Source organism: Acinetobacter sp. YH12155 (genome assembly GCF_013418255.1).
GTDB lineage: Bacteria > Pseudomonadota > Gammaproteobacteria > Pseudomonadales > Moraxellaceae > Acinetobacter > Acinetobacter indicus.
Genome location: NZ_VPCK01000006.1, coordinates 155,891 through 177,273, shown reverse-complemented (window position 1 = coordinate 177,273; position 21,383 = coordinate 155,891). Strand labels below are relative to the sequence as shown.

Annotated in this window: 18 protein-coding genes; 12 read left to right on the top strand and 6 right to left on the bottom strand. The window is 46.5% G+C overall.

What is annotated here, in order from left to right:
• The first annotated feature begins 78 nt into the window (after positions 1–78).
• On the top strand, positions 79–456 hold the full coding sequence (locus tag FTU86_RS06285; RefSeq protein ID WP_005177001.1) for a hypothetical protein: 378 nt from the start codon (positions 79–81) through the stop codon (positions 454–456).
• Between the two features lie 61 nt (positions 457–517).
• Entirely contained in the window at positions 518–1,096 is a 579-nt protein-coding gene (rnhB, locus tag FTU86_RS06280) for a ribonuclease HII (protein ID WP_104500160.1), read from the top strand.
• A gap of 65 nt (positions 1,097–1,161) precedes the next feature.
• Here the strand turns inward: rnhB and csrA are convergent, their stop codons facing one another.
• The 3 genes from csrA to alaS form a co-directional block, all read right to left on the bottom strand.
• On the bottom strand, positions 1,162–1,416 hold the full coding sequence (gene csrA, locus FTU86_RS06275; protein ID WP_016658388.1) for a carbon storage regulator CsrA: 255 nt from the start codon (positions 1,414–1,416) through the stop codon (positions 1,162–1,164).
• 244 nt (positions 1,417–1,660) lie between these two features.
• Entirely contained in the window at positions 1,661–2,941 is a 1,281-nt protein-coding gene (locus tag FTU86_RS06270) for an aspartate kinase (RefSeq protein ID WP_160232502.1), read from the bottom strand.
• 60 nt (positions 2,942–3,001) lie between these two features.
• Positions 3,002–5,695: an alanine--tRNA ligase gene (gene alaS / locus FTU86_RS06265; RefSeq protein ID WP_180048281.1), complete on the bottom strand. Its 2,694-nt coding sequence runs from the start codon at positions 5,693–5,695 to the stop codon at positions 3,002–3,004.
• Positions 5,696–6,100: 405 nt separating this feature from the next.
• On the opposite strand from alaS, the gene FTU86_RS06260 reads away from it, so the two are divergent.
• From FTU86_RS06260 to FTU86_RS06230, 7 genes are all read left to right on the top strand, one after another.
• Positions 6,101–7,135, top strand: a complete 1,035-nt coding sequence (locus tag FTU86_RS06260; RefSeq protein ID WP_075166664.1) for a type I glyceraldehyde-3-phosphate dehydrogenase — start codon at positions 6,101–6,103, stop codon at positions 7,133–7,135.
• Between the two features lie 163 nt (positions 7,136–7,298).
• Complete coding sequence (locus tag FTU86_RS06255; RefSeq protein WP_005177014.1) at positions 7,299–7,613, top strand: hypothetical protein; 315 nt, start codon at positions 7,299–7,301, stop codon at positions 7,611–7,613.
• 297 nt (positions 7,614–7,910) lie between these two features.
• Positions 7,911–9,077, top strand: a complete 1,167-nt coding sequence (locus tag FTU86_RS06250) for an ATP phosphoribosyltransferase regulatory subunit (RefSeq protein ID WP_104498237.1) — start codon at positions 7,911–7,913, stop codon at positions 9,075–9,077.
• Positions 9,078–9,148: 71 nt separating this feature from the next.
• Positions 9,149–10,468: an adenylosuccinate synthase gene (locus tag FTU86_RS06245; RefSeq protein ID WP_005177019.1), complete on the top strand. Its 1,320-nt coding sequence runs from the start codon at positions 9,149–9,151 to the stop codon at positions 10,466–10,468.
• Between the two features lie 136 nt (positions 10,469–10,604).
• Entirely contained in the window at positions 10,605–11,390 is a 786-nt protein-coding gene (locus FTU86_RS06240; RefSeq protein WP_075166666.1) for a M48 family metallopeptidase, read from the top strand.
• Between the two features lie 88 nt (positions 11,391–11,478).
• The gene (locus tag FTU86_RS06235) at positions 11,479–11,787 is read left to right on the top strand and encodes a hypothetical protein (protein WP_005177024.1); all 309 of its coding nucleotides are present in this window, start codon (positions 11,479–11,481) and stop codon (positions 11,785–11,787) included.
• Positions 11,788–11,949: 162 nt separating this feature from the next.
• On the top strand, positions 11,950–12,732 hold the full coding sequence (locus FTU86_RS06230) for a M48 family metallopeptidase (protein ID WP_005177027.1): 783 nt from the start codon (positions 11,950–11,952) through the stop codon (positions 12,730–12,732).
• A gap of 82 nt (positions 12,733–12,814) precedes the next feature.
• Here FTU86_RS06230 and FTU86_RS06225 read toward each other — a convergent pair whose 3' ends face one another.
• Both FTU86_RS06225 and crp read right to left on the bottom strand, forming a co-directional pair.
• On the bottom strand, positions 12,815–13,864 hold the full coding sequence (locus tag FTU86_RS06225) for an NADP(H)-dependent aldo-keto reductase (RefSeq protein ID WP_168382978.1): 1,050 nt from the start codon (positions 13,862–13,864) through the stop codon (positions 12,815–12,817).
• Between the two features lie 170 nt (positions 13,865–14,034).
• Complete coding sequence (crp, locus tag FTU86_RS06220; protein ID WP_005177031.1) at positions 14,035–14,739, bottom strand: cAMP-activated global transcriptional regulator CRP; 705 nt, start codon at positions 14,737–14,739, stop codon at positions 14,035–14,037.
• A gap of 147 nt (positions 14,740–14,886) precedes the next feature.
• On the opposite strand from crp, the gene FTU86_RS06215 reads away from it, so the two are divergent.
• Positions 14,887–15,309, top strand: coding sequence for an OsmC family protein (locus FTU86_RS06215; protein ID WP_005177032.1), 423 nt, complete (start codon positions 14,887–14,889; stop codon positions 15,307–15,309).
• A gap of 324 nt (positions 15,310–15,633) precedes the next feature.
• Entirely contained in the window at positions 15,634–18,213 is a 2,580-nt protein-coding gene (gene clpB / locus FTU86_RS06210; protein ID WP_180048282.1) for an ATP-dependent chaperone ClpB, read from the top strand.
• Between the two features lie 267 nt (positions 18,214–18,480).
• Here the strand turns inward: clpB and rlmKL are convergent, their stop codons facing one another.
• On the bottom strand, positions 18,481–20,685 hold the full coding sequence (gene rlmKL / locus FTU86_RS06205) for a bifunctional 23S rRNA (guanine(2069)-N(7))-methyltransferase RlmK/23S rRNA (guanine(2445)-N(2))-methyltransferase RlmL (protein ID WP_075174773.1): 2,205 nt from the start codon (positions 20,683–20,685) through the stop codon (positions 18,481–18,483).
• A 215-nt stretch (positions 20,686–20,900) separates the two neighbouring features.
• Here rlmKL and FTU86_RS06200 point away from each other — a divergent pair, with 215 nt between their 5' ends.
• The gene (locus FTU86_RS06200) at positions 20,901–21,242 is read left to right on the top strand and encodes a hypothetical protein (RefSeq protein WP_016658379.1); all 342 of its coding nucleotides are present in this window, start codon (positions 20,901–20,903) and stop codon (positions 21,240–21,242) included.
• Positions 21,243–21,383 lie beyond the last annotated feature (141 nt).

The following is a 21,383-nucleotide window of genomic DNA, read 5'->3' as shown; positions in this document are numbered from 1 at the left end:
GGTCAAAAAGATAAACCGAATCTGCACTAAAGCCCTTAAAATAGGCCGGTAAAATGACGTAAAACTGAAGGAAAATACATGAAAAAGTTGGCTTATGTTTTAGCACCGCTGGCGTTACTGTTAAGCGCATGTGCATCTACAGGCACCACTCAGCCTACAGCGGCAACGACAACCCAGCAATTGGGCGGCGCAGCACTGAAAATTGCGATTAATGCCAAATGTGTCACCGAGCTAAACAACATTCCGGCATGGCAAACGGCCACCAAAGTCATGACCAGCACCCAAAAGCAAAATATCCAGACTGAAATCTGTGGTTGTGTCAGCGAAAAAGCACCACAAAATGTGACTGCGGTAGACTTGGCGACAGCAGCGATTGACCCGGCAGCGCGTGCCACCATTGTGAGCAATGTTGTATCAAAAACCATTCATGCTTGTGTGCAAGAAGCAGTACAATAAGCGCAAGATGAAAGAAATAGGCTGACAGGTTCAGCCTATTTTATTGAAGGTAATAATGTCGATGAAAATTGCTGGTGTAGATGAAGCAGGGCGCGGGCCTCTGGTGGGAACCGTGGTGGCTGCGGCAGTCATTCTGGATCCGAATAATCCGATTGCGGGCTTGAATGATTCCAAGAAACTGAGTGAAAAGAAACGTGAAAAGTTATTCATTGAGATTCAGGAAAAAGCCTTGGCTTGGGCCATTGCTGAAGCCAGTCCGGCTGAAATTGACGAGCTGAATATTTTACAGGCCTCATTGCTGGCTATGCGCCGTGCGGTTGAAGCCTTGCAGGTCCAGCCCGATCAGGTCCTGGTCGATGGCAATAAAATTCCGCAAGGACTAAACATGCCGTGTGAAGCGGTGGTGGGTGGAGATGCCTTGCACGCCGAAATTTCCGCAGCCAGTATTCTGGCCAAAGTCACCCGTGACCGGCAGATGCTGGAACTGGACCAGAAGTTTCCACAGTTTGGTTTTGCCAAACATAAGGGCTATCCGACCAAAGCGCATTTTGAAGCAATAGCTTTGCATGGCGTGACTACAGAGCATCGCCGTAGTTTCGGACCAGTACGTAAAGCGCTGGCTTTGCTGGAACAGCAATAATTTTGAAGCGCTAAAAAAACTTAAAGCGGCCGTAGAGCCGCTTTATAACAAGATAACTTTAAGTCTTAACGGTTAAAGTTATTTTGTGGGTAATTATCATCTTCATAAGAAGGCTGATAATCCTGATCGAGATGTTGCAAATGCTCATGCATGGCACGTTCATGTTGAATACGTTGATAAATTTCTTCACGATGAACAGACACTTCTTTTGGCGCATTCACACCAATACGCACCTGGTTGCCTTTGACACCAAGTACAGTAACACTGACTTGATCCCCAATCATTAATGTTTCTCCGACACGTCGGGTCAGAATCAGCATGTTTATCTCCTTGCAAAATGCTAAACCTGCATTGATTTGAAAGTTTTGAAAAGCACAAAATATTTCAAGCGAAATTTTATCAGAACTCTCCCTGACAAAACCTTGTCGGATACAATTCTGTTAAGATTTCTAATTCTCATTATTTCAATATAACAGAGCCACTATAAAAAATACTATAGTGGCTCTGATTTTTTGTAGTTTTTCGCAATATTGTCTGACAATTCCAATAATTGCTGACTACAGATTAAGCACGCGGGCTTGATTCACCTGACTCGCGGTCTAAACCGAACGCCGTGTGCAGTGAACGAACTGCAAGCTCTAAATAGTTTTCTTCAATAATCACTGAAATTTTGATTTCAGAGGTCGAGATCATCAGAATGTTGATGCCTTCATCTGCAAGTGCGGTGAACATTTTGCTCGCTACGCCAGCATGTGAACGCATACCCACGCCAACAATTGACACTTTTACGATGTCATCACGGGTTGCAACTTCACGTGCACCAATTTCCTGTGCAGTCGCTTCAAGAATCGCTTTGGCTTTGGCCAGTTCACCACGGTTTACGGTAAAGGTGAAATCAGTGGTGCCATCTTCTTCAACGTTCTGGATAATCATATCCACTTCAATGTTGGCAGCGCCAATTGGGGCCAAGATTTTAGAGGCAATACCTGGCTCATCTGGCACACCGAGAATAGTCAGTTTAGCTTCGTCACGGTTAAACGCGATACCTGAGATAATTGGCTGTTCCATGTTGTCTTCCAATTCAGTAGTAATAAGAGTTCCGACGTTGTTTTTAAACTCTTCGTCAAATGCACCATCGTTGTCGTTATCGAAGCTAGATAGTACGCGTAAAGGCACCTGATATTTGCCAGCAAATTCTACAGAACGGATTTGCAGGACTTTTGAGCCTAAAGATGCCATTTCCAGCATTTCTTCAAAAGAAATACGATCCACTTTTTTTGCTTTTGGCGCAACACGCGGGTCAGTGGTGTATACACCATCAACATCGGTGTAGATCTGGCATTCATCTGCTTTTAATGCTGCGGCTAACGCAACACCGGTTGTATCTGAACCACCGCGGCCTAAAGTTGTGGTATTGCCTTGCTCATCTACACCTTGGAAGCCTGCAACCACAATCACACGGCCGGCATCTAAATGACCAGTCATGACATCGGTGTCAATCGCTTCAATACGGGCTTTGGTGAACGCGCTGTCAGTTTTAATTCCGACTTGGCGACCGGTTAGAGATTTAGCTTCTACGCCAATAGAATTGAGCGCCATAGCTAACATGGAAATCGTTACCTGCTCACCCGTAGATACCATCTGGTCAAGTTCACGTGGGTCAGGGGTGTCGGTAATGGCTTTTGCGAGAGCGAGCAGGCGATTGGTTTCGCCACTCATTGCTGATACAACAACGACCACCTTGTGGCCATGGTCATGCCAGCGCTTTACGCGACGAGCAACATTTAAAATGCGCTCGGGCGTACCCATAGAAGTACCGCCATATTTTTGAACGATTAATGCCATAGTTGTTCCATATAAGCCATGACCCTGATTGCCGCCAGGGTCAGTTACACAAAAGTGAAGTTATTTTGCTTCCAGCCAGGCAGTTAACTCTGCCATCACGGTTGCAAACTTCTCGTTTAGTGGCGCGCCACCTTGTGCTAAGTCAGGTTTACCACCACCTTTACCACCAAGCTCAGAGGCCAAGTGTTTGATGATGTCACCTGCTTTAATAGACGCAGTAAAGTCTTTTGCAACAGATGCGATCAGGCTCACTTTGTCACCCTCTACACCGGCAAGTACAATCACTGCGTTGTCTAATTTTGATTTCACACCGTCATGCAGGTTGCGCAGTGCTTTGGCATCCATACCCTGAACAGTGGTAATAAGTGTTGCACGGCCAGCAATGGTCTGAACTTGGCTTAAAAGTTCACCCGCTTGCAGGCTGGCCAGTTTCTGATTCAGCTGTTCAATCTGTTTTTGCAGGCTAGAGGCTGTTTCAACAATTGCTTCAACTTTCTCAATGGTTTGCTCTTTCTGTGCTTTTAACAGCGCATTAATGGTGTTGATGTCACGATCAGCTTTTTGCGCAGCTTCAATCGCTTTGGTGCCTGTCTCCGCTTCAATACGACGCACGCCTGCAGCCACACCACCTTCAGAGGTGATTTTGAACAGACCGATGTCACCAGTGCGTTTCACGTGAATACCGCCACATAGTTCGATCGAGAAGTTTTTCTCTTCAATTACTGAACCCATAGACAGTACGCGAACTTCATCACCGTATTTTTCCCCGAACAGCATCATCGCGCCTTTGGCTTTCGCAGATTCAATATCTAACAGCTCAGTGGTCACTTCGGTATTGGCAATCACTTCCGCATTCACCAGACGCTCAATTTCTTGCAGCTGTTCAAATGAAACCGGCTGGTCGTTGGCAAAGTCAAAACGTAATACGTCTGATGCAACCAGTGAGCCTTTTTGCTGTACGTGTGAGCCCAGAATTTGACGCAGCGCAGCGTGCAGCAGGTGAGTCGCCGAGTGGTTGCGTGCAGTTGCAGCACGAATGTCCGCTTTGACAATTGCTTCCACGTTTTGTGCTGCTTTCAGGCTACCCATGGTCACAATACCCTGGTGTACAAAAGCGCCGCCCGATTTTTTGGTGTCTTGCACTTCAAAAATACCGGTGTCGTTTTTGAAAATACCGGTATCACCGATCTGACCACCGCTTTCTGCATAGAATGGCGTCTGGTTCAGGACGATCAGTGCTTCATCACCTTCAGCGACTTCGTCAACCTGTTCGCCATCTTTATAGATGGCAATGATTTGACCTTGACCTGCAGTGGCATCGTAACCATCAAACTGGGTTTCACCATCCACTTTGACTACGCTGTTATAGTCGATGGCAAATTTACCGGCATCACGTGCACGTTGACGCTGTGCTGCCATTTCAACTTCAAAGCCAGCTTCATCAATGGTTAGGTCGCGTTCACGGGCAATATCTGCGGTTAGGTCGGTCGGGAAACCGTAAGTGTCATACAGTTTAAATACCACTTCGCCTGGAATCACAGAACCTTTTAAGTTCGCCAGTTCGCCTTCAAGCAATTTCAAACCTTGCTCAAGTGTTTTGGCGAATTGTTCTTCTTCTTTCAGTAATTGCGCTTCAATACGTGCTTTTTGAGCTTCCAGTTCAGGATACGCCGCACCCATTACTTCAATCAGCGGTTGCAGCATTTTGTGGAAGAATGAACCGGTTGCACCGAGTTTGTTACCATGACGCACGGCACGGCGGATAATACGGCGCAGTACATAACCCCGTCCTTCGTTAGACGGATTGACGCCATCTGCAATCAGGAAGCAGCAAGAACGGGCATGGTCAGCCACCACTTTAAGTGAAGCTGGATATTGTACCGGTGTGCCTTTTTCTTTGGCTTCCGCTTCAAGTGCAGAGGTATCTAGACCAATAATTTCAGCTGCTGCTTTTAAAAGATGCTGGAACAGGTCAATTTCGTAGTTGGAGTTAACGTGCTGTAATACGGCAGAAATACGTTCCAAGCCCATACCGGTATCGACCGAAGGAGCAGGAAGCGGGTGCAATACGCCATCAGCAGTACGGTTGAACTGCATAAAGACGTTGTTCCAGATTTCAATGAAACGGTCGCCATCTTCTTCAGGTGTGCCTGGTAGGCCACCCCAGATATGATCGCCATGGTCAAAGAAAATTTCAGAACATGGACCGCATGGACCGGTATCACCCATAGCCCAGAAGTTATCAGATGCGTATTTCTCGCCTTTGTTGTCGCCAATACGGATAATACGTTCTGGTGCTAAACCGATTTCCTTGTTCCAGATGTCGAATGCTTCGTCATCGGTGTGGTAAACCGTGGCATACAGTTTGTCTTTTGGCAGGGCTAACCATTCATCACCGGTCAGGAATTCCCAGGCAAACTTGATCGCATCACGCTTGAAGTAATCACCAAAAGAGAAGTTACCCAACATTTCAAAGAAGGTGTGGTGACGCGCGGTATAACCGACGTTATCTAAGTCGTTGTGTTTACCACCGGCACGTACACATTTTTGTGAAGATACGGCACGGACATAATCGCGCTTTTCCAGACCTAAGAAACAATCTTTAAACTGGTTCATACCAGCATTGGTGAACAGCAACGTTGGGTCGTTGGCGGGAACCAGAGAACTCGACGCGACACGTGTATGCCCTTGCGATTCAAAGTAACGCAAAAATGCTTCACGAATTTCAGCTGATGTCATAAAACGAGTACTCACAACCAAGTCACTCCATAATTCTCGATTTGGCTAAAAGCATAACAGTCTGACAAGATTTTCTCTGCTGTTATACGGGCTTAAAATTTAAAAACGCCAAATTATAACGGAAAAAGCCACACTCACCAATGATTTTAAAGTGTTTTGATGACAAATCTGCGGCGAAAACCCAAACCTTAAAGTCATCTAAACTGCTGTGAAATCACAAGCTGTTGTCATTGCTGCGGTTTAGCCAGTTACCGTGCATCCTGCTTCTTTTTATCAAGCAGAAAATAGTGCTGCTAACTGCTTAAATATTGGACAGGTTTAAATTAATTGCTGAGTTTGGCAGGAATTATTCGCCGTGTCTGGCGGAAATCCTTTAACATAAGCACAGACAAGATTGATGTGCAGTTTGAAGGAATACGGATGCAACGAGTGGCGATTAATGGCTTTGGGCGAATTGGGCGAAATGTACTGCGTGCCTGGTTTGAAAATCCTAAAGAATTTCATTTTGATATTGTCGCGATTAATGACGTTGCCGATGTTGCCACGCTACTACATCTGTTTAAATACGATTCAACCCATGGCCGTTTTCCGGGGCAGGTAGAAATCCAGCTGGAACAGGAACAGATTTATCTGTGCATACAATCGGGTGAAGCCAAGCTGAAAGTTCAGGTGCTGAGCCAGCCACAGCCGGCACAGTTGCCATGGCAGCAGTTAAATATTGATGTGGTGCTGGAATGTACCGGCCTGTTCCGTTCGCGTGAAGCCGCAACCCAGCATATTCATGCCGGTGCCAAACGGGTGATTATTGGCGCAGCACCGTTTGACACGGTTGATGCCGCCATTGTTTACGGGGTCAATCATCATGAGGTCAAAGCCTCAGACCAGATTATTTCCAGTGTTTCCTGTACCACTCAGGCCTTGGTGCCGTTGGTTAAAATTGTGGATGATGCTTTTGGTATTGAAACCGCGCTGATGACTGAAATTCATGCTGTCACGGCTGATCAGTCGGTGCTGGATCATGCGCACCGTGATTTACGCCGTGCACGTGCATCCGGTCAGAATATTATTCCAACCACCTCAAGTGCTTTAGGCGCCTTAAAACAGGTGATGCCCAAAATGGAAAACCGTATTGATGGCTATTCGATTCGGGTGCCCACCATTAATGTCGCCGCCATTGATGTCAGCTTTATTTCCCAGTCACCCATTACCGTGCATAAATTGAATGAAGTGCTGGTGAAAGCCGCGCAGCAGGATTATGCCGAAATTATGCAGGTCACCGATGAGCCACTGGTATCGAGTGACTTTAACCATTCGCCGTATTCTTTAATTGTCGATCTTACCCAGACCATGGTGGTCGGGCATCAGGCCAAAGTCTTTGCCTGGTATGACAATGAATGGGGCTATGCCAACCGTTTACTGGATTTATGTGAATCTTTTGCCCATCAGGCGCATTAATTTCTATCTGTCCAAATCTTTGCCTAAGCTTGGACTGTACGATGGTGGTCTAACCGGGCGAAATGCGATAACAGCCGAGTATTGACAGGTTGGAGGCGATTTTTCGCCTTTTTGCTATATTTTTCGTTAAGATAAAACAAAACAAATAAGTCGAGCACTACACATGATGTTTATTCTACTTTGGGGATTTATTTTACTGTTGGCCGTAGCGGTGATTTTTCTGATCTGGCTGCAGTTTAAAAACCAGCATGATCATTTGAATCGCCAAAGCGATAATCATCAGCTCGAAAACAAAGTCATCAGTCTGGAAGAGAATCTGAAAAAGACTTTAGAGATCATGCAGGATCTGGCCAAGAAAATGCACGTGCAGCAGGAAGCGCTGGATAAATCAGCGCAGCGTATTCATCAGCTGGAAACCCAGAATGTTGAGCTGGTGAATTTAATTACTCAGGTGCTGGATCCGAATAAAGTCAAATAAGTCTTTTTTAAGCAGATGGACGCAGGGCAGAGGGAAAATGATTTCCATCTGCGCTGAAAAAAAGATGATGAGTTTGGGATGTGTCCAGCTCCTTTATCTTCCTCAGCAAAAACAGCTTTTACTCTCGAAATGACAACTCCAGCCGGGCAGGATTGCAATGGAATTGATCAGACAGAGAAAATTATCAAATTTGCGATGCACAGCCCATTTGATCGTGCTAAACTAGGAGAAATCGGGTGTGCTCCCGATTTTTTTATGCGGATTTGTTCCGCGCAGACAAGAATTTAGGTTTACAACATGCCCATTTCAGAGACATGGTTATTACCTGATGGTGTAGCTGATGTATTACCAGAACAAGCGCAAGTCATCGAAACATTGCGCCGTAATTCACTGGATTTCCTCGCATCTCGAGGTTATCAGTTGGTGTACACGCCATTTATTGAATATATCGAATCTCTCTCTTCTCTTTCAGAATCGAATCAGGATTTAGACCTGGCCACGTTCAAGGTGATTGACCAGCTGTCTGGCCGTCTGCTTGGCGTGCGTGCCGATATGACACCACAGGTGGCGCGTATTGATGCGCATGTGCATCCGGTAGATGGTGTGGCGCGTTATTGCTACGCTGGTACGGTTTTGCATACCAAGCCACAGGGCTTTAATACCACCCGTGCGCCTTTGCAGCTGGGTGCCGAACTGTTCGGTTCCGACAGCATTGATGCTGATGTGGAAATGGTTGACCTGATGATCAGCCTGATTCAGGAAGCCGGTCTGGCCGATGGTATCCATCTGGATTTAGGTCATGTGGGTCTGTTCCGCAGTCTGGTACAAAAAGCTGGTCTGAACAAAGCCACTGAGCGTCAACTGTCCGATTTATATCAGCGTAAAGCCTTGCCAGAACTGGCGGACTTTACCCAGGATTTAGCCTTTGGTTCAGATTTCTATGCGCTGGGCCGTTTTGCCAGTGATCTGGATGCACTGGAAGCTCATTTAAGCACCGATGTGCTGGCCAATGTGGAATTCAAACATGCCTTTGATGCGGTAAAAACCACCCAGGCAGAAATTCAGGCACGCTGGCCAAATCTGCATATCGGGATTGATGTGGTAGAACTGCGTTCGTATCACTACCATACCGGTTTAATGTATGCCGTTTATGCACCAAACCGTGCAGCACCACTGGCTCAAGGCGGCCGTTATGATGGTATTGGCCAGCATTTTGGTCGTGCCCGTCCGGCAACCGGTTTCTCTTGCGACTTATATGCGCTCAGCGCCGGTCGTTTCGAAGCAAAATCGGTGGTGGTTGCACCAAAGGGCAATCAGGCAGATTTATTGGCTGCAATTCAGGCCACCCGTACCCAAGGCTTAAGTGTAATTCAGTTATTGGGTCAGGATGATTTAAGCTCTGTACCGTATGCAACTCACCAGCTGGTGAATCGTAACGGTGAGTGGACGGTCGAAAAAATTTAATCGCCAGCGCATGTGTTCATGTCACATGCGCCTGGTTTTCAATTTTAACAGCATGATGTAATGAGGCTATTATGGGCAAGAATGTTGTGGTACTTGGTACCCAATGGGGCGACGAAGGTAAAGGTAAAATCGTCGACCTGCTCACAGATCAAGCGGCTGCGGTAGTACGTTATCAAGGCGGACACAACGCAGGTCATACTCTCGTGGTTGGTGGTAAGAAAACTGTATTACACCTCATTCCATCTGGTATTTTACGTGAAAACGTACTGTGCTTAATTGGTAACGGTGTGGTGCTTTCACCTGAAGCGCTGATCAAGGAAATGACCATTCTTGAACAGGAAGGCGTGCCAGTTAAAGAACGTTTACGTATTTCTCCAAACTGTCCATTAATTCTTCCGAACCACATTGCGCTGGATCAGGCACGTGAGAAAAAACGTGGCAATGCCAAAATTGGTACTACCGGTCGTGGTATTGGTCCTGCCTATGAAGATAAAGTGGCGCGCCGTGCAGTACGTGTGGCTGACCTGGTGCGTGGCGGTGACGCATTACGTGCGCAACTGGCTGAATTGCTGGATTACCACAACTTCCAGTTAACTCAATACTACGGTGTTGAAGAAGTTAAACTGGACGACGTGATTGCGCTGTGTGACCAATGGCGTGAAGTGATTGCACCATTAGTGGTGGATGTAACTACTGAAATTCATAATTACCGTAAAAACGGTGACAACATTATGTTTGAAGGTGCGCAAGGTTCATTATTGGACGTTGACCACGGTACTTATCCGTACGTGACTTCTTCAAACACCACTGCGGGCGGCGTAAGCTCAGGTTCTGGTTTAGGTCCATTGCATCTTGACTATGTGCTGGGTATTACCAAAGCCTACACCACACGTGTGGGTGCTGGTCCGTTCCCAACTGAGCTGGTCTACGACGCGGCAAATGATGTGGGTGATGCAATTGGTAAACACCTGGGTACAGTGGGTCACGAGTTTGGTGCATCTACTGGCCGTCAACGTCGTTGTGGCTGGTTCGATGCAGAAATCCTGCGCCGTTCAGTTGATGTAAACTCACTGTCTGGAATTTGCCTGACCAAGTTAGACGTATTGGATGGTTTAGAAGAAATTAAAATCTGTGTGGGTTATGAAAACACCGATTCAGGTTGTGTCGGTTCTTCTGACGCGCTGGCTTATGAAAACTTGAAGCCAATTTACGAAACCATGCCAGGCTGGTCTGAGTCAACTGTGGGGGCGACCAGTGTTGAACAATTGCCTGAAAATGCAATCAACTACATCAAGCGTCTTGAGCAGTTAATTGAATGTCCAATCGACATCATTTCAACCGGTCCAGACCGTGCAGAAACCATTATTCTGCGCCATCCGTTTGAAGCTTAATCGTTTAAGCTGAAATGAGAAAACCCTGTGCCTGCACAGGGTTTTTTATTTTTGGCCGAGAAAAATACTGCGCCATCTTGAGAATTCCCTGATTTTGTTTATAGTGCTAAGCACTTTCGAACAATTAGAGAATGTTATGAAATATAAGAACTTAGCCATTGGAATTGTACTGGCAGCGCATTTGACGGGCTGCGCCACTGTAGCAGAATTGGCCGGGGCAGATTCAGCGACCTTAAACTTAAACGCCAGCCAGAGCTATCAGCAAATGTTGCAGGAAGCTGAGCAGAAAAAGGTGCTAGATACCCGTTCTGCCACCTATAAGAAAGTCAATCGTGTGTTTTTAAAGATGAAGCCCTATGCTGACCAGATGAACCAGACCGGGCAGACCTTTGAGTGGCAGGTGGCCGTCATTAAATCGCCTGAAATTAATGCCTATGTGGCCCCGGGTGGCAAAGTAGTGTTCTATACCGGCATTGTTGAAAATCTGAAACTGACTGACAATGAAGTCGCGGCGATCATGGGCCATGAAATGGTACACGCACTGGAAGAACATGCCAAAAGTAAAATTGGCGCCCAGACCCTGACCAATCTGGCGGTTAGTATTGGCTCGCAATATGTGGGCCAGTCGGTGGGTGGTTATGGTGGTTTACTGCTGGATTTGGGCAGTCAGTTTGGGGTGGGGTTGCCTTATTCGCGTAATCTGGAAAGCCGCGCCGACAAAGGCGGTTTACTGTTAATGGCCAAAGCCGGTTATGATCCGAATGCAGCCATTACGCTCTGGCAGAAAATGAATGCCAACGATGCCCGTGGAAATAGCGCCATTGCCAAGTTTATGTCGACCCATCCCAGCAATAATGACCGTATTGCCGCGTTACAGCAGATGATGCCGGAAGCAATGCAGTATTACCGCGCTGCGAAGTAATTCAAGACTAAAGTTGCACACATCAGCACTGTCTATTCAGATGGTGCTTGCTAGAATAAAACACAGCAAAAACATTGGGTCAGGCAGGATGCATAAAAATATTTCAAGCACCATTTTCTATTCGTTATTATTTGCCATGGGCGGTGCACCGACCATTGCGATGTTGCTGATTCTGTTACAAAAGCATGATCCGAATATTATGTATCAGGCCTTTATTGGTCTGAGTGTGATTTTTGCCTGTATTTTGGTGCCACTGGTACTGATCCAAAACGCCTATTTATTCTATAAACGTAAAAATCCGGCACTGGAAGAGAAAATGGAAGTGGTTTCGCAGATGTATCTGGGCCTGAATATTTTCTGTCTGGTATTCTGGATTTTCTATCAGTTTGCCTATTAAGGCCGTATTTCGCTCGTTGCTGCTGATGTAGCTACAGTTTACACAGCACTGCCATTGTTTACATAAATGATATGATTATGAAGCCATTTCAGATTTAAAGCATTGAAATGATTTCATATAATTCATGAGTATGTGTATAGCCGAATGGCGGAGATTATTATAATGAACAAAAAATTGGTATTGAGTTTTTGTGCCGCAAGTGCAATCACTTTTTCAGGCTGTACCACCGTGGCTGATATGGCCGGTGCAGATACCGCAACCCTAAATGCAACCGCGGCGCAAAGTTATAGCCAGATGGTGCAAGATGCGCGTAACAAGGGGCAGCTGGACACCAGTTCAAGTACCTATAAACGTATTAATACAGTCTTCCAGCGTTTAACGCCGGTTGCTAACCAGATGAACCAGACTGGTCAGCCATTTAGCTGGCAGCTGGCAGTATTAAAATCTGACCAGATTAATGCCTTTGTCGCGCCGGGCGGTAAAGTGGTGTTCTATACTGGTATCGTCAATAAACTGAACCTGACTGATGCCGAAATTGCTGCGATTATGGGCCATGAAATGGTGCATGCTCTAGAAGAACATGCCAAGAGTAAGATTGGTGCGCAGGCACTGACCAATTTGGCTTTAAATATCGGTTTAAGCGCAGCAGGCAGTAACGTTGGCCAGTTAGGCGCTGCAGCGGCACAATTGGGTGCACAGGTGGGTGTGGGCTTGCCATATTCACGTAATCTGGAAAGTCGTGCTGATGAAGGCGGTTTAATGCTGATGGCGCGTGGTGGCTATAACCCGCAAGCGGCAATTACCTTATGGGAGAAAATGAACCGCTTAGAAGGTGGTGGTGGGGCATCGTTCCTGTCGACTCACCCATCGAACAGCCAGCGTATAGCAGCGATGCGTGAGAACTTGCCGGCTGCTCAGGCCATTTATAACCAGAACCGTCGTTAAGCTTCTGGGTTTAAAATAGATTTAAAAATGCCTCATATGATGAGGCATTTTTTTATGCATGAGGTTTTGTTAATACCTGTCATCAAGGTGCCGGGTTGGGCTGCTGACGGTGAATCGCTTCAATGCCTTGTAAAATGTCATCGGACAGATTGACTTCAAAGGCATCAATATTTTCTTTTAGCTGTTCCAGCGAAGTCGCACCAATAATGGTACTGGTGACAAAGAACTGCTGCTTAATAAAAGCCAAAGCTAGTTGGGTTAAGCTGAGGCCATGTTGCTCGGCCAGTTGCGCATATTGTTCAGTGGCCCATTCACTTTCTGGATTGCTGTAGCGGCTAAAGCGTGAATACAGGGTAACACGCGCATTGGTCGGACGGGCACCATGCCGGAATTTCCCGGTTAAATAACCAAAGGCCAGAGGAGAGTAAGCCAGTAAGCCGACGCCTTCATATTTGGCAATTTCCGACATGCCAATTTCATAAGTGCGATTCAGCAGGTTATACGGGTTTTGTACGCTGACAAATTTGCTTAAACCGAGTTTTTCCGCCAGATGCAAAAACTTCATGGTGCCCCATGGGGTTTCATTGGAGAGGCCAATATAGCGAATCCGGCCGTTCTGGATTTCCTGCTGCAATGCGGTCAGGGTTTCTTCAAGGTCGGTGACATGCTGCTGTGCATGGGCTTCGGTATTGCCATAACCCAGTTTGCCAAAGAAGTTGGTCGGGCGCTGTGGCCAGTGCAGTTGGTATAAGTCAATATAGTCGGTTTGCAGGCGTTTCAGGTTGCCATCCAGGGCAGTGCGAATATCGGTAGCGTTGTAACGGGTTTGACCATCACGAATATGGCTGCCGCCTTGAGCCGGTCCGGCAATTTTTGAGGCCAAAAACAGCTTGTCCCGTCCACCGCGCGTCTTGAGCCAGTTGCCAATCATGACTTCGGTGGCACCTTGAGTTTCTGGTTTCGGTGGCACCGGATACATTTCGGCGGTATCCCAGAAATACAGGCCACGTTCCAGCGCATAATCCAGCTGGGCAAAGGCTTCATCCTGGGTATTCTGTTCACCAAAGGTCATGGTGCCCAGACAGATTTCAGGCAATAAAATACCGGTATCAGCAAGGGGATTGAACTGCATAAGATGTCCTTATTCAAAATATCATCAAGCGAATAGGGACTAGGCTAAACTATCGCAGGCAGACTGTTAAATCAATATTTTAGGTTAGTTTGTAAATATTTTTCACATAGCGAACAGACACAAAAAAGGCAAATCCGAAGATTTGCCTTAAGCATGCTGTAGTTTAAAACTTATTCATCATCAAACTGTTCATCTGCTGCATCATTTTGCTCTAAAGAGGCATCAAAAATCAGAATGGCTTTACCATCAGTTTCGATCATGCCTTGTTCTTCCAGGGTTTTCAGAACACGGCCGACCATTTCACGTGAACAGCCAACAATGCGGCCAATTTCCTGACGGGTAATGCGGATTTGACGGCCATTTGGCAAAATCATGGCTTCAGGCTGCGCAGACAGGTCAATCAGACAACGCGCAATACGGCCTGAAACATCAATGAAGGCCAGATCGGTCACTTTACGCGTGGTATTTTTTAAACGGCGCACCAGTTGGGCAAATACCGCATAGCTTAAATCTGGATATTGCTTGCTGAGCTCGTGGAAGTTTTCATAAGTCACTTCGGCAATTTCACAAACGTCACGTGTGCGTACTTCTGCAGTACGTTGTGGATTTGCTTCGAATAGACCCATTTCCCCAAAGAAGTCACCCGGATTCAAATACGCCACAACAATTTCGCGATCATCATCTTCACGCAGAATGATGGAAACAGATCCTTTCAGAATCAAATAAAGTGATTTTGATTCAGACCCCGCATCAACAATTGTTGTCCGTTTCGGATAACGGTTGATATATGCACGTTTTAATAATGCCTTGACTGAATCTGGTAATTGACCAGGAGACAGGGCATCGGTGCTTAATTGTGAAAAGTTTGAAGTCATGCTAACGGTTCCGAAAATGGATAAATAATAGATCGCACAAGACCTAGTATGAACTTGTCACACAGTAGAGATGAAATTCCTTATCAACTCAAATTATGTTAGTGTACAGGCACCTTGTAAATTTATAGTTTTTTTGAAGGACTTGCAATGCAAACGAGTGTTCATTGGCTAGAGAATGTTGCTTTTGAAGCAAAATCGGAAAGTGGCCATAGCGTGGTGATGGATGGTTCTGCCGAGTATGGTGGAGAAAACCGTGGACCACGTCCCATGGAGCTCATTTTAATGGGACTTGGTGGTTGTGCATCGTTTGATATTGTGACCATTTTAAAGAAATCACGTCAGGATGTGACTGGTGTGGTTTGTCAGCTGAAAGCAGAACGTGCCGATTCGATTCCGGCGGTGTTCACCAAAATTCATCTGCATTTTGTGGTGACAGGCAAGGCAGTCAAGGAAAAGCAGGTCGCCAAGGCAGTTGAATTATCCGCAGAAAAATACTGTTCAGCCAGCAAAATGCTGTCAGATGGTGGTGTTGAAATTAGCCACGATTTCGAGATTATCGAAGCAGAATAATCATGACTGTAAAGTCATGTAAAAAGTCGGTTAATTACCGGCTTTTTTATTTTTCCATGGTTTTAGACCTCGCAAAAAATTGGCCGCAATGGGCAGAGCTCTCAAAATATGTGTTTCCTATTACATAGGTCGCAGCTGCATTACTGTATAAAAATAATCCTGATGCTGACTTGAAATTGGCCGGTCACAGACCAATATTATAATTGAGTTATATCTGTTGCATTAAAATAACACTTTGAAAAATATATGAAAAATCATTTGAAATTGCCAAAAGTACTCCCATATATGTTTCAAGTGAAAAAATTGTTGTGAGGAATAACAAGAATGCGTTTTGAAAAATTTACAAATCGCTTACAGCAAGCTCTCTCCGATGCGCAATCGCTGGCGATGGGCAAAGACCATACCGCCATTGACGGCATTCATGTCTTGGCCACTCTGTTAGAAGAAGCATCCAATGTCAGCTTGTTACAGCAGGCCGGTGCCCAGTTGCGTGATTTGCAGAGCAAGTTGCAGCAGGCACTGAATGATGCGCCAACGCTAGCCAATCCGACTGGCGACATTAATTTAAGTCCGGAAGCGGTTAAAGCCTTAAACCTGGCCGATAGCTATGCCCAGAAAGCGGGCGATGAATTCCTGTCTACCGACTGGGTATTACTGGGCCTGAGCGAAGTTGGGACCACTAAAAGCTTATTGAACAGTATCGGTGTCAGCGCAGACAGTCTGCGTCAGGTGATTTTAAAAATTCGAGGTGATGAAAAAGTGATGAGTAATAATCATGAAGATCAACGTGATTCACTCAATAAATACACTGTAGATTTAACCGAACGTGCGCTGGCTGGCAAGCTCGATCCGGTGATTGGTCGTGATGATGAAATCCGCCGTACCGTACAGGTCTTGTCACGTCGGACCAAAAATAACCCGGTACTGATTGGTGAGCCTGGGGTCGGTAAAACCGCAATTGTAGAAGGTCTGGCACAGCGTATTGTGAATGGTGAAGTGCCAGAAAGCTTAAAAGGCAAACGCGTGTTATCGCTGGACCTGGGTTCATTGCTGGCCGGTGCCAAATATCGCGGCGAGTTTGAGGAGCGTTTAAAAGCGGTCCTGAAAGATCTGGCCAAGCATGAAGGCGAAATCATCCTGTTTATTGATGAGTTGCATACCCTGGTTGGCGCAGGTAAAGGTGATGGCGCGATGGATGCCGGCAACATGCTGAAACCGGCGCTGGCACGCGGTGAATTACGCTGCGTGGGGGCAACCACGCTCGATGAATATCGTCAGTACATTGAAAAAGATGCCGCCCTTGAGCGCCGTTTCCAGAAAGTGCTGGTCGATGAGCCAAGTGTCGAAGACACCATTGCCATTTTACGTGGTCTGAAAGAGCGTTATGAAGTCCACCACGGGGTGAAAATTCTCGACTCGGCGATTATTGCTGCAGCGAAAATGTCACATCGTTATATCACTGACCGTCAGTTGCCCGATAAAGCCATTGACCTGATTGATGAAGCAGCATCGCGCATCAAGATGGAGCTGGACTCTAAACCGGAAGCGCTGGATAAGCTGGAACGCCGTCTGATTCAGTTAAAGCTGCAACTTGAAGCTGTGAAAAAAGATGAAGATGCCGGCAGTCGTGCAGAAGTCAGTCATCTGGAAAAACAGATCGAAGACGTCCAAAAAGACTATAATGATCTGGAAGAAGTGTGGAAGTCTGAAAAAACTCTGGTCGAAGGCACTAAGCAGATTCAGGCGCAGCTGGATCAGGCGCGTATTGCCTTGCAAAAAGCACAGCGTGAAAATGATCTGGGCGAGATGTCGCGTCTGCAATATGGCGTGATTCCGGAACTGGAAAAACAGCTGGCCCAAGATGAGCTGGTGGAAGAGAAAGAAGAACCGAAGTTATTGCGCAATAAAGTCACCGATAATGAAATTGCGGAAGTGGTCAGCGCAGCCACCGGTATTCCGGTTGCGAAAATGCTGCAAGGCGAGCGTGAAAAACTGCTGCAAATGGAAAGCTTCCTGCATCAGCGTGTGGTAGGGCAGGATGAAGCGGTGATTGCGGTATCCAATGCGGTGCGCCGTTCACGTGCCGGGTTGTCGGATCCGAACCGTCCAAGTGGTTCTTTCCTGTTCCTGGGTCCAACCGGTGTCGGTAAGACCGAGTTAACCAAAGCCTTGGCCAATTTCCTGTTTGACAGCGATGACGCCATGATCCGGATTGATATGTCCGAATTTATGGAAAAACATTCAGTCAGTCGTCTGGTCGGTGCGCCTCCGGGCTATGTCGGCTATGAAGAAGGCGGGGTATTAACCGAAGCCGTACGCCGTAAACCATATAGCGTGGTGCTGTTTGATGAGGTGGAGAAAGCCCATCCGGATGTATTTAACATCTTGCTGCAGGTGCTGGATGATGGTCGCTTGACCGACTCGCAGGGCCGTGTGGTGGACTTTAAAAACACCGTGATTGTAATGACCTCGAACCTGGGTTCAAGCGATGTGCGTGAACTGGGCGATAATCCAAGCCGTGATGATGTACGCAATGTAGTGATGGCGGCCGTGTCTGAGCATTTCCGTCCGGAGTTTATCAACCGTATTGATGAGCTGGTAGTATTCCATGCCCTGGAAAAAGCGCAGATTCGTGGTATTGCCGATATCCAGCTGGACCGTTTACGTGCCCGTCTGGCCGACCGCGATATCAAGTTAACGGTAGATGATTCTGCCTTTGACCAGCTGATTGAAGCCGGTTTTGACCCAGTTTACGGTGCGCGTCCATTAAAACGTGCCATCCAGCAACAGGTAGAAAATAATCTGGCGCAGAAAATTCTGGCCGGTGACTTCCAGCCGGGAGATACCATTGTGATTACGGCAGATGCAGGCCAACTGGATTTCCAGAAGCTGAAACTGAACTAATCCGCACACGGTTCATCTAAACTGTTTAATCAAAGACCTGGCTTCGGCCGGGTTTTTTTATGGAGGTATCTGCAGCAAAAAGCCGGGCAGATGTCGTGATTCATTCTGCAAAGTAAGTCCACGCTGGATGATGAGTGATAGCGTAAAGTTTCCGATGTAAAAAAGCCTGCTATAGGGTAGCAGGCTTTTTTATTGCTGATCGAATGAATTGCGAATAGAAAAGGATCAAATCATCCTTTGCCATTCACCGTCCTTGCCAATAACATTTTAGATTTGTGGATGCTGGATTTTCCAGGCGCGGTGAATCTTCTGGTTACGCTTGAAATCTGGACCAATGGTTTCATGGCTGATTTCCTGAATATCAAACAGCGCTGGCAAGGTTTCATCCATTTCAAAACCGCGATAGTTGTTCGAGAAGTACAGGGTGCCTTCTGTGGTTAAACGGTTCATGGCGCGTTTAATTAGCGAAACATGGTCACGTTGTACATCAAAAGTGCCGTAGAATTTCTTCGAGTTAGAGAAGGTGGGCGGATCAATAAAGATCAGGTCATATTGCTCATGACCTTCTTTTAGCCACTCAAAACAGTCGCTGGCAAAGAACTGGTGTTGTTCATCGGCATGGTCGACGGTTAAGCCGTTTAAGACAAAGTTTTCTTTGGACCAGTTCAAATAGGTGTTGGACAAGTCCACACTGGTGGTGCTGGCTGCGCCGCCTAAAGCAGCATGCAAACTCGCCGTCGATGTATAGCTGTACAGATTGAGGAAATGCTTGCCTTTGGCTTCTTTGGCAATACGTAAACGAATCTGGCGATGGTCCAGGAATAAACCGGTATCCAGATAATCAGTCAGGTTAACCAGAATTTTGGCTTGACCCTCCTGCACAATAAAGCGTTTCGAGGCAGTACTTTGTTTGGTGTACTGGTTTTTACCTTCCTGACGGGCACGGGTTTTAATAAACACGGCATCACGGCCTAAACCGGTCACGGCACGAATCGCTTGTAGCGCCAGGTTAAAACGTTTTTTGGCTTTTTCCGGATCAATTTTTTTCGGTGGTGCATATTCCTGCACATGCAGACGATCACCATATAAATCGACCGCGACATTAAAGTCTGGTAAATCGGCATCATACAGGCGCAGGCAGTAAACGTTTTCTTTAACCGCCCATTTCTTTAAAGCCTGCATGTTCTTTTGCAGACGGTTAGTAAAGTCTTCGGCACCTTCAATTGGTTCAAACTGCTGTGGCTGCCAGTCTGCCAGGAACGGTTTTACCACGGCTGATGGTTTGACCGTACCAAAGCGAATGTAAATTGGCAGCTTACCATTCATTAAACGCAAGGTTTGCGGCTCATTAAATGCCAGCACATCGGCCTGTTCCACCTGAGCTGCAATGACAGCAGCAGACTGGTTCGGGAAATGTTTTTGTAGCAGGGCTGACAGACCTAAATACAAGGCACGGTTCGAGGCTTTATCACCCAGACGTTCACCATACGGCGGGTTGGTCACCACAAAGGCAGTTTTGCCTTCGGCCTGAAAATCTGGCCAGTCTGACAAGGTGCGTTCTTCAATCTGGATATGATCGAGCAGACGTTCAAAACCGGCGGCAATAATATTCTGTTTGGTGGCTTTGACTGCTTCCCAGTCGGCATCAAAAGCATAGAATTTTGGCAGTGGCTGTTCCAGCGCCTGTTGATGACGCTCAGCCGCTTCTGCCTTTAATGACATCCACAGTTCATGGTCATGGCCATTCCAGCCATTAAAGCCGAAACGGCGTACCAGACCCGGCGCACGGTCGGTTAAAATCAGCAGGGATTCAATAATAAAGGTACCTGAACCACACATCGGGTCCAGAATAATGTCTGGATTTTTTTCTTTGAGTTTGGCTTTTTGCAAAATTGCCGCGGCCAGGTTTTCTTTAATTGGCGCATCGGTCATAAAACGGCGGTAGCCACGTTTATGTAGCGAATCCCCGGACAAGTCGAGACAATAGGTATGCTCGGTTTTGCCGGCCAGAATATAGAGGGTAATTTCCGGTTGCTTGGTGTCAATACTTGGACGGCGGCCTACCGCTTCCATAAAGGAATCGACCACACCATCTTTGGCGCGTAAGGTGGCAAACTGGGTATTGACCTTGATTTCACGTTCCACATGCAGGCGAATGGCAAAGGTGCTTTGTGGTGCAAAAATCAGTGACCAGTCGAAGCTGATTGCACCTTCATAAAGCTCTTCAGCTACATCACGTGCGTCGTGATGGCGTTCCAGCTCATAAGTATGAATTGGCATTAAGACACGGGAAGCCAAACGTGACCACATACAAATGCGATACGCCTGTTCCAAGCTGCCTTTGAAAATTAAACGACCCGGTAAACGTTCAATATTTTGAACCCCTAAACCTTCTAATTCCTCTTGAAGCAAGGTTTCAAGTCCATCTGCACAGGTGACCCAGTATGTAGAAAGACGCGGTTTCGAATGCATGTAAATTTCCAAAAGCAACAAAGCAATCTGATATTTTAACGTATTTTCACGGCTTTGGGCGGATGTTGTGCTGAAGATATACAAGATTTATTTGTACTAAAACCCACACAAATTTGATCCATTTTCTGTGCTTCCCATCGGTTGGTATACATTTTGCAAAATAGATAACGATAACGAAAAATGACCTTAACTTTAAAATTGGAGAACGGGGAAATATGCGAGTCGAAAGCAGTGATCAGTTAATTGCCCACAATGAAGCCTTTTCAGTGGCTACCTTATTGTATACACGTTTACGCCGGGTCAGCGGCAGGGTAATTGATGCCTTGTATCTGGTCGATCATCCGGGCTATGCCAAAGATGTGATTGAGCTGGCCTTAGCCACCGGAGATGCTGAATTAAGCCGTTATGCCGAACGGCTGACCAGGCTACTGGATTTAAATGCACCGTTGCTGAACCCGCTAGATGAGGTCATCGACGAACAGGTTGAACCCGAAATTACCGAGGAGGAAATTTACCGGGCACAGGTGTCGCATCATTATATTGGTGCTTTACGTTAAAACCGCCATCATCCACATCAACAAGCTCTCGATTCTGGGGGCTTTTTTATCTATCATCCAAAAATAGCCTAAGCAATATTGACCAAAACCGGTTGAATTATCCTGTTGAATTTATGGTAATGATTGAAGAAAACTTGATTC

Coding starts and splice junctions, on each gene's coding strand:
- FTU86_RS06270 (WP_160232502.1), bottom strand. CDS start 2,941: ATGGCATTAATCGTTCAAAAATATGGCGGTACTTCTATGGGTACGCCC.
- clpB (WP_180048282.1), top strand. CDS start 15,634: ATGCGTTTTGAAAAATTTACAAATCGCTTACAGCAAGCTCTCTCCGAT.
- FTU86_RS06225 (WP_168382978.1), bottom strand. CDS start 13,864: ATGCAGTTCAATCCCCTTGCTGATACCGGTATTTTATTGCCTGAAATC.
- FTU86_RS06255 (WP_005177014.1), top strand. CDS start 7,299: ATGATGTTTATTCTACTTTGGGGATTTATTTTACTGTTGGCCGTAGCG.
- FTU86_RS06200 (WP_016658379.1), top strand. CDS start 20,901: ATGCGAGTCGAAAGCAGTGATCAGTTAATTGCCCACAATGAAGCCTTT.
- FTU86_RS06230 (WP_005177027.1), top strand. CDS start 11,950: ATGAACAAAAAATTGGTATTGAGTTTTTGTGCCGCAAGTGCAATCACT.
- FTU86_RS06260 (WP_075166664.1), top strand. CDS start 6,101: ATGCAACGAGTGGCGATTAATGGCTTTGGGCGAATTGGGCGAAATGTA.
- rlmKL (WP_075174773.1), bottom strand. CDS start 20,685: ATGCATTCGAAACCGCGTCTTTCTACATACTGGGTCACCTGTGCAGAT.
- FTU86_RS06215 (WP_005177032.1), top strand. CDS start 14,887: ATGCAAACGAGTGTTCATTGGCTAGAGAATGTTGCTTTTGAAGCAAAA.
- crp (WP_005177031.1), bottom strand. CDS start 14,739: ATGACTTCAAACTTTTCACAATTAAGCACCGATGCCCTGTCTCCTGGT.
- rnhB (WP_104500160.1), top strand. CDS start 518: ATGAAAATTGCTGGTGTAGATGAAGCAGGGCGCGGGCCTCTGGTGGGA.
- FTU86_RS06235 (WP_005177024.1), top strand. CDS start 11,479: ATGCATAAAAATATTTCAAGCACCATTTTCTATTCGTTATTATTTGCC.
- csrA (WP_016658388.1), bottom strand. CDS start 1,416: ATGCTGATTCTGACCCGACGTGTCGGAGAAACATTAATGATTGGGGAT.
- FTU86_RS06250 (WP_104498237.1), top strand. CDS start 7,911: ATGCCCATTTCAGAGACATGGTTATTACCTGATGGTGTAGCTGATGTA.
- FTU86_RS06240 (WP_075166666.1), top strand. CDS start 10,605: ATGAAATATAAGAACTTAGCCATTGGAATTGTACTGGCAGCGCATTTG.
- FTU86_RS06285 (WP_005177001.1), top strand. CDS start 79: ATGAAAAAGTTGGCTTATGTTTTAGCACCGCTGGCGTTACTGTTAAGC.
- FTU86_RS06245 (WP_005177019.1), top strand. CDS start 9,149: ATGGGCAAGAATGTTGTGGTACTTGGTACCCAATGGGGCGACGAAGGT.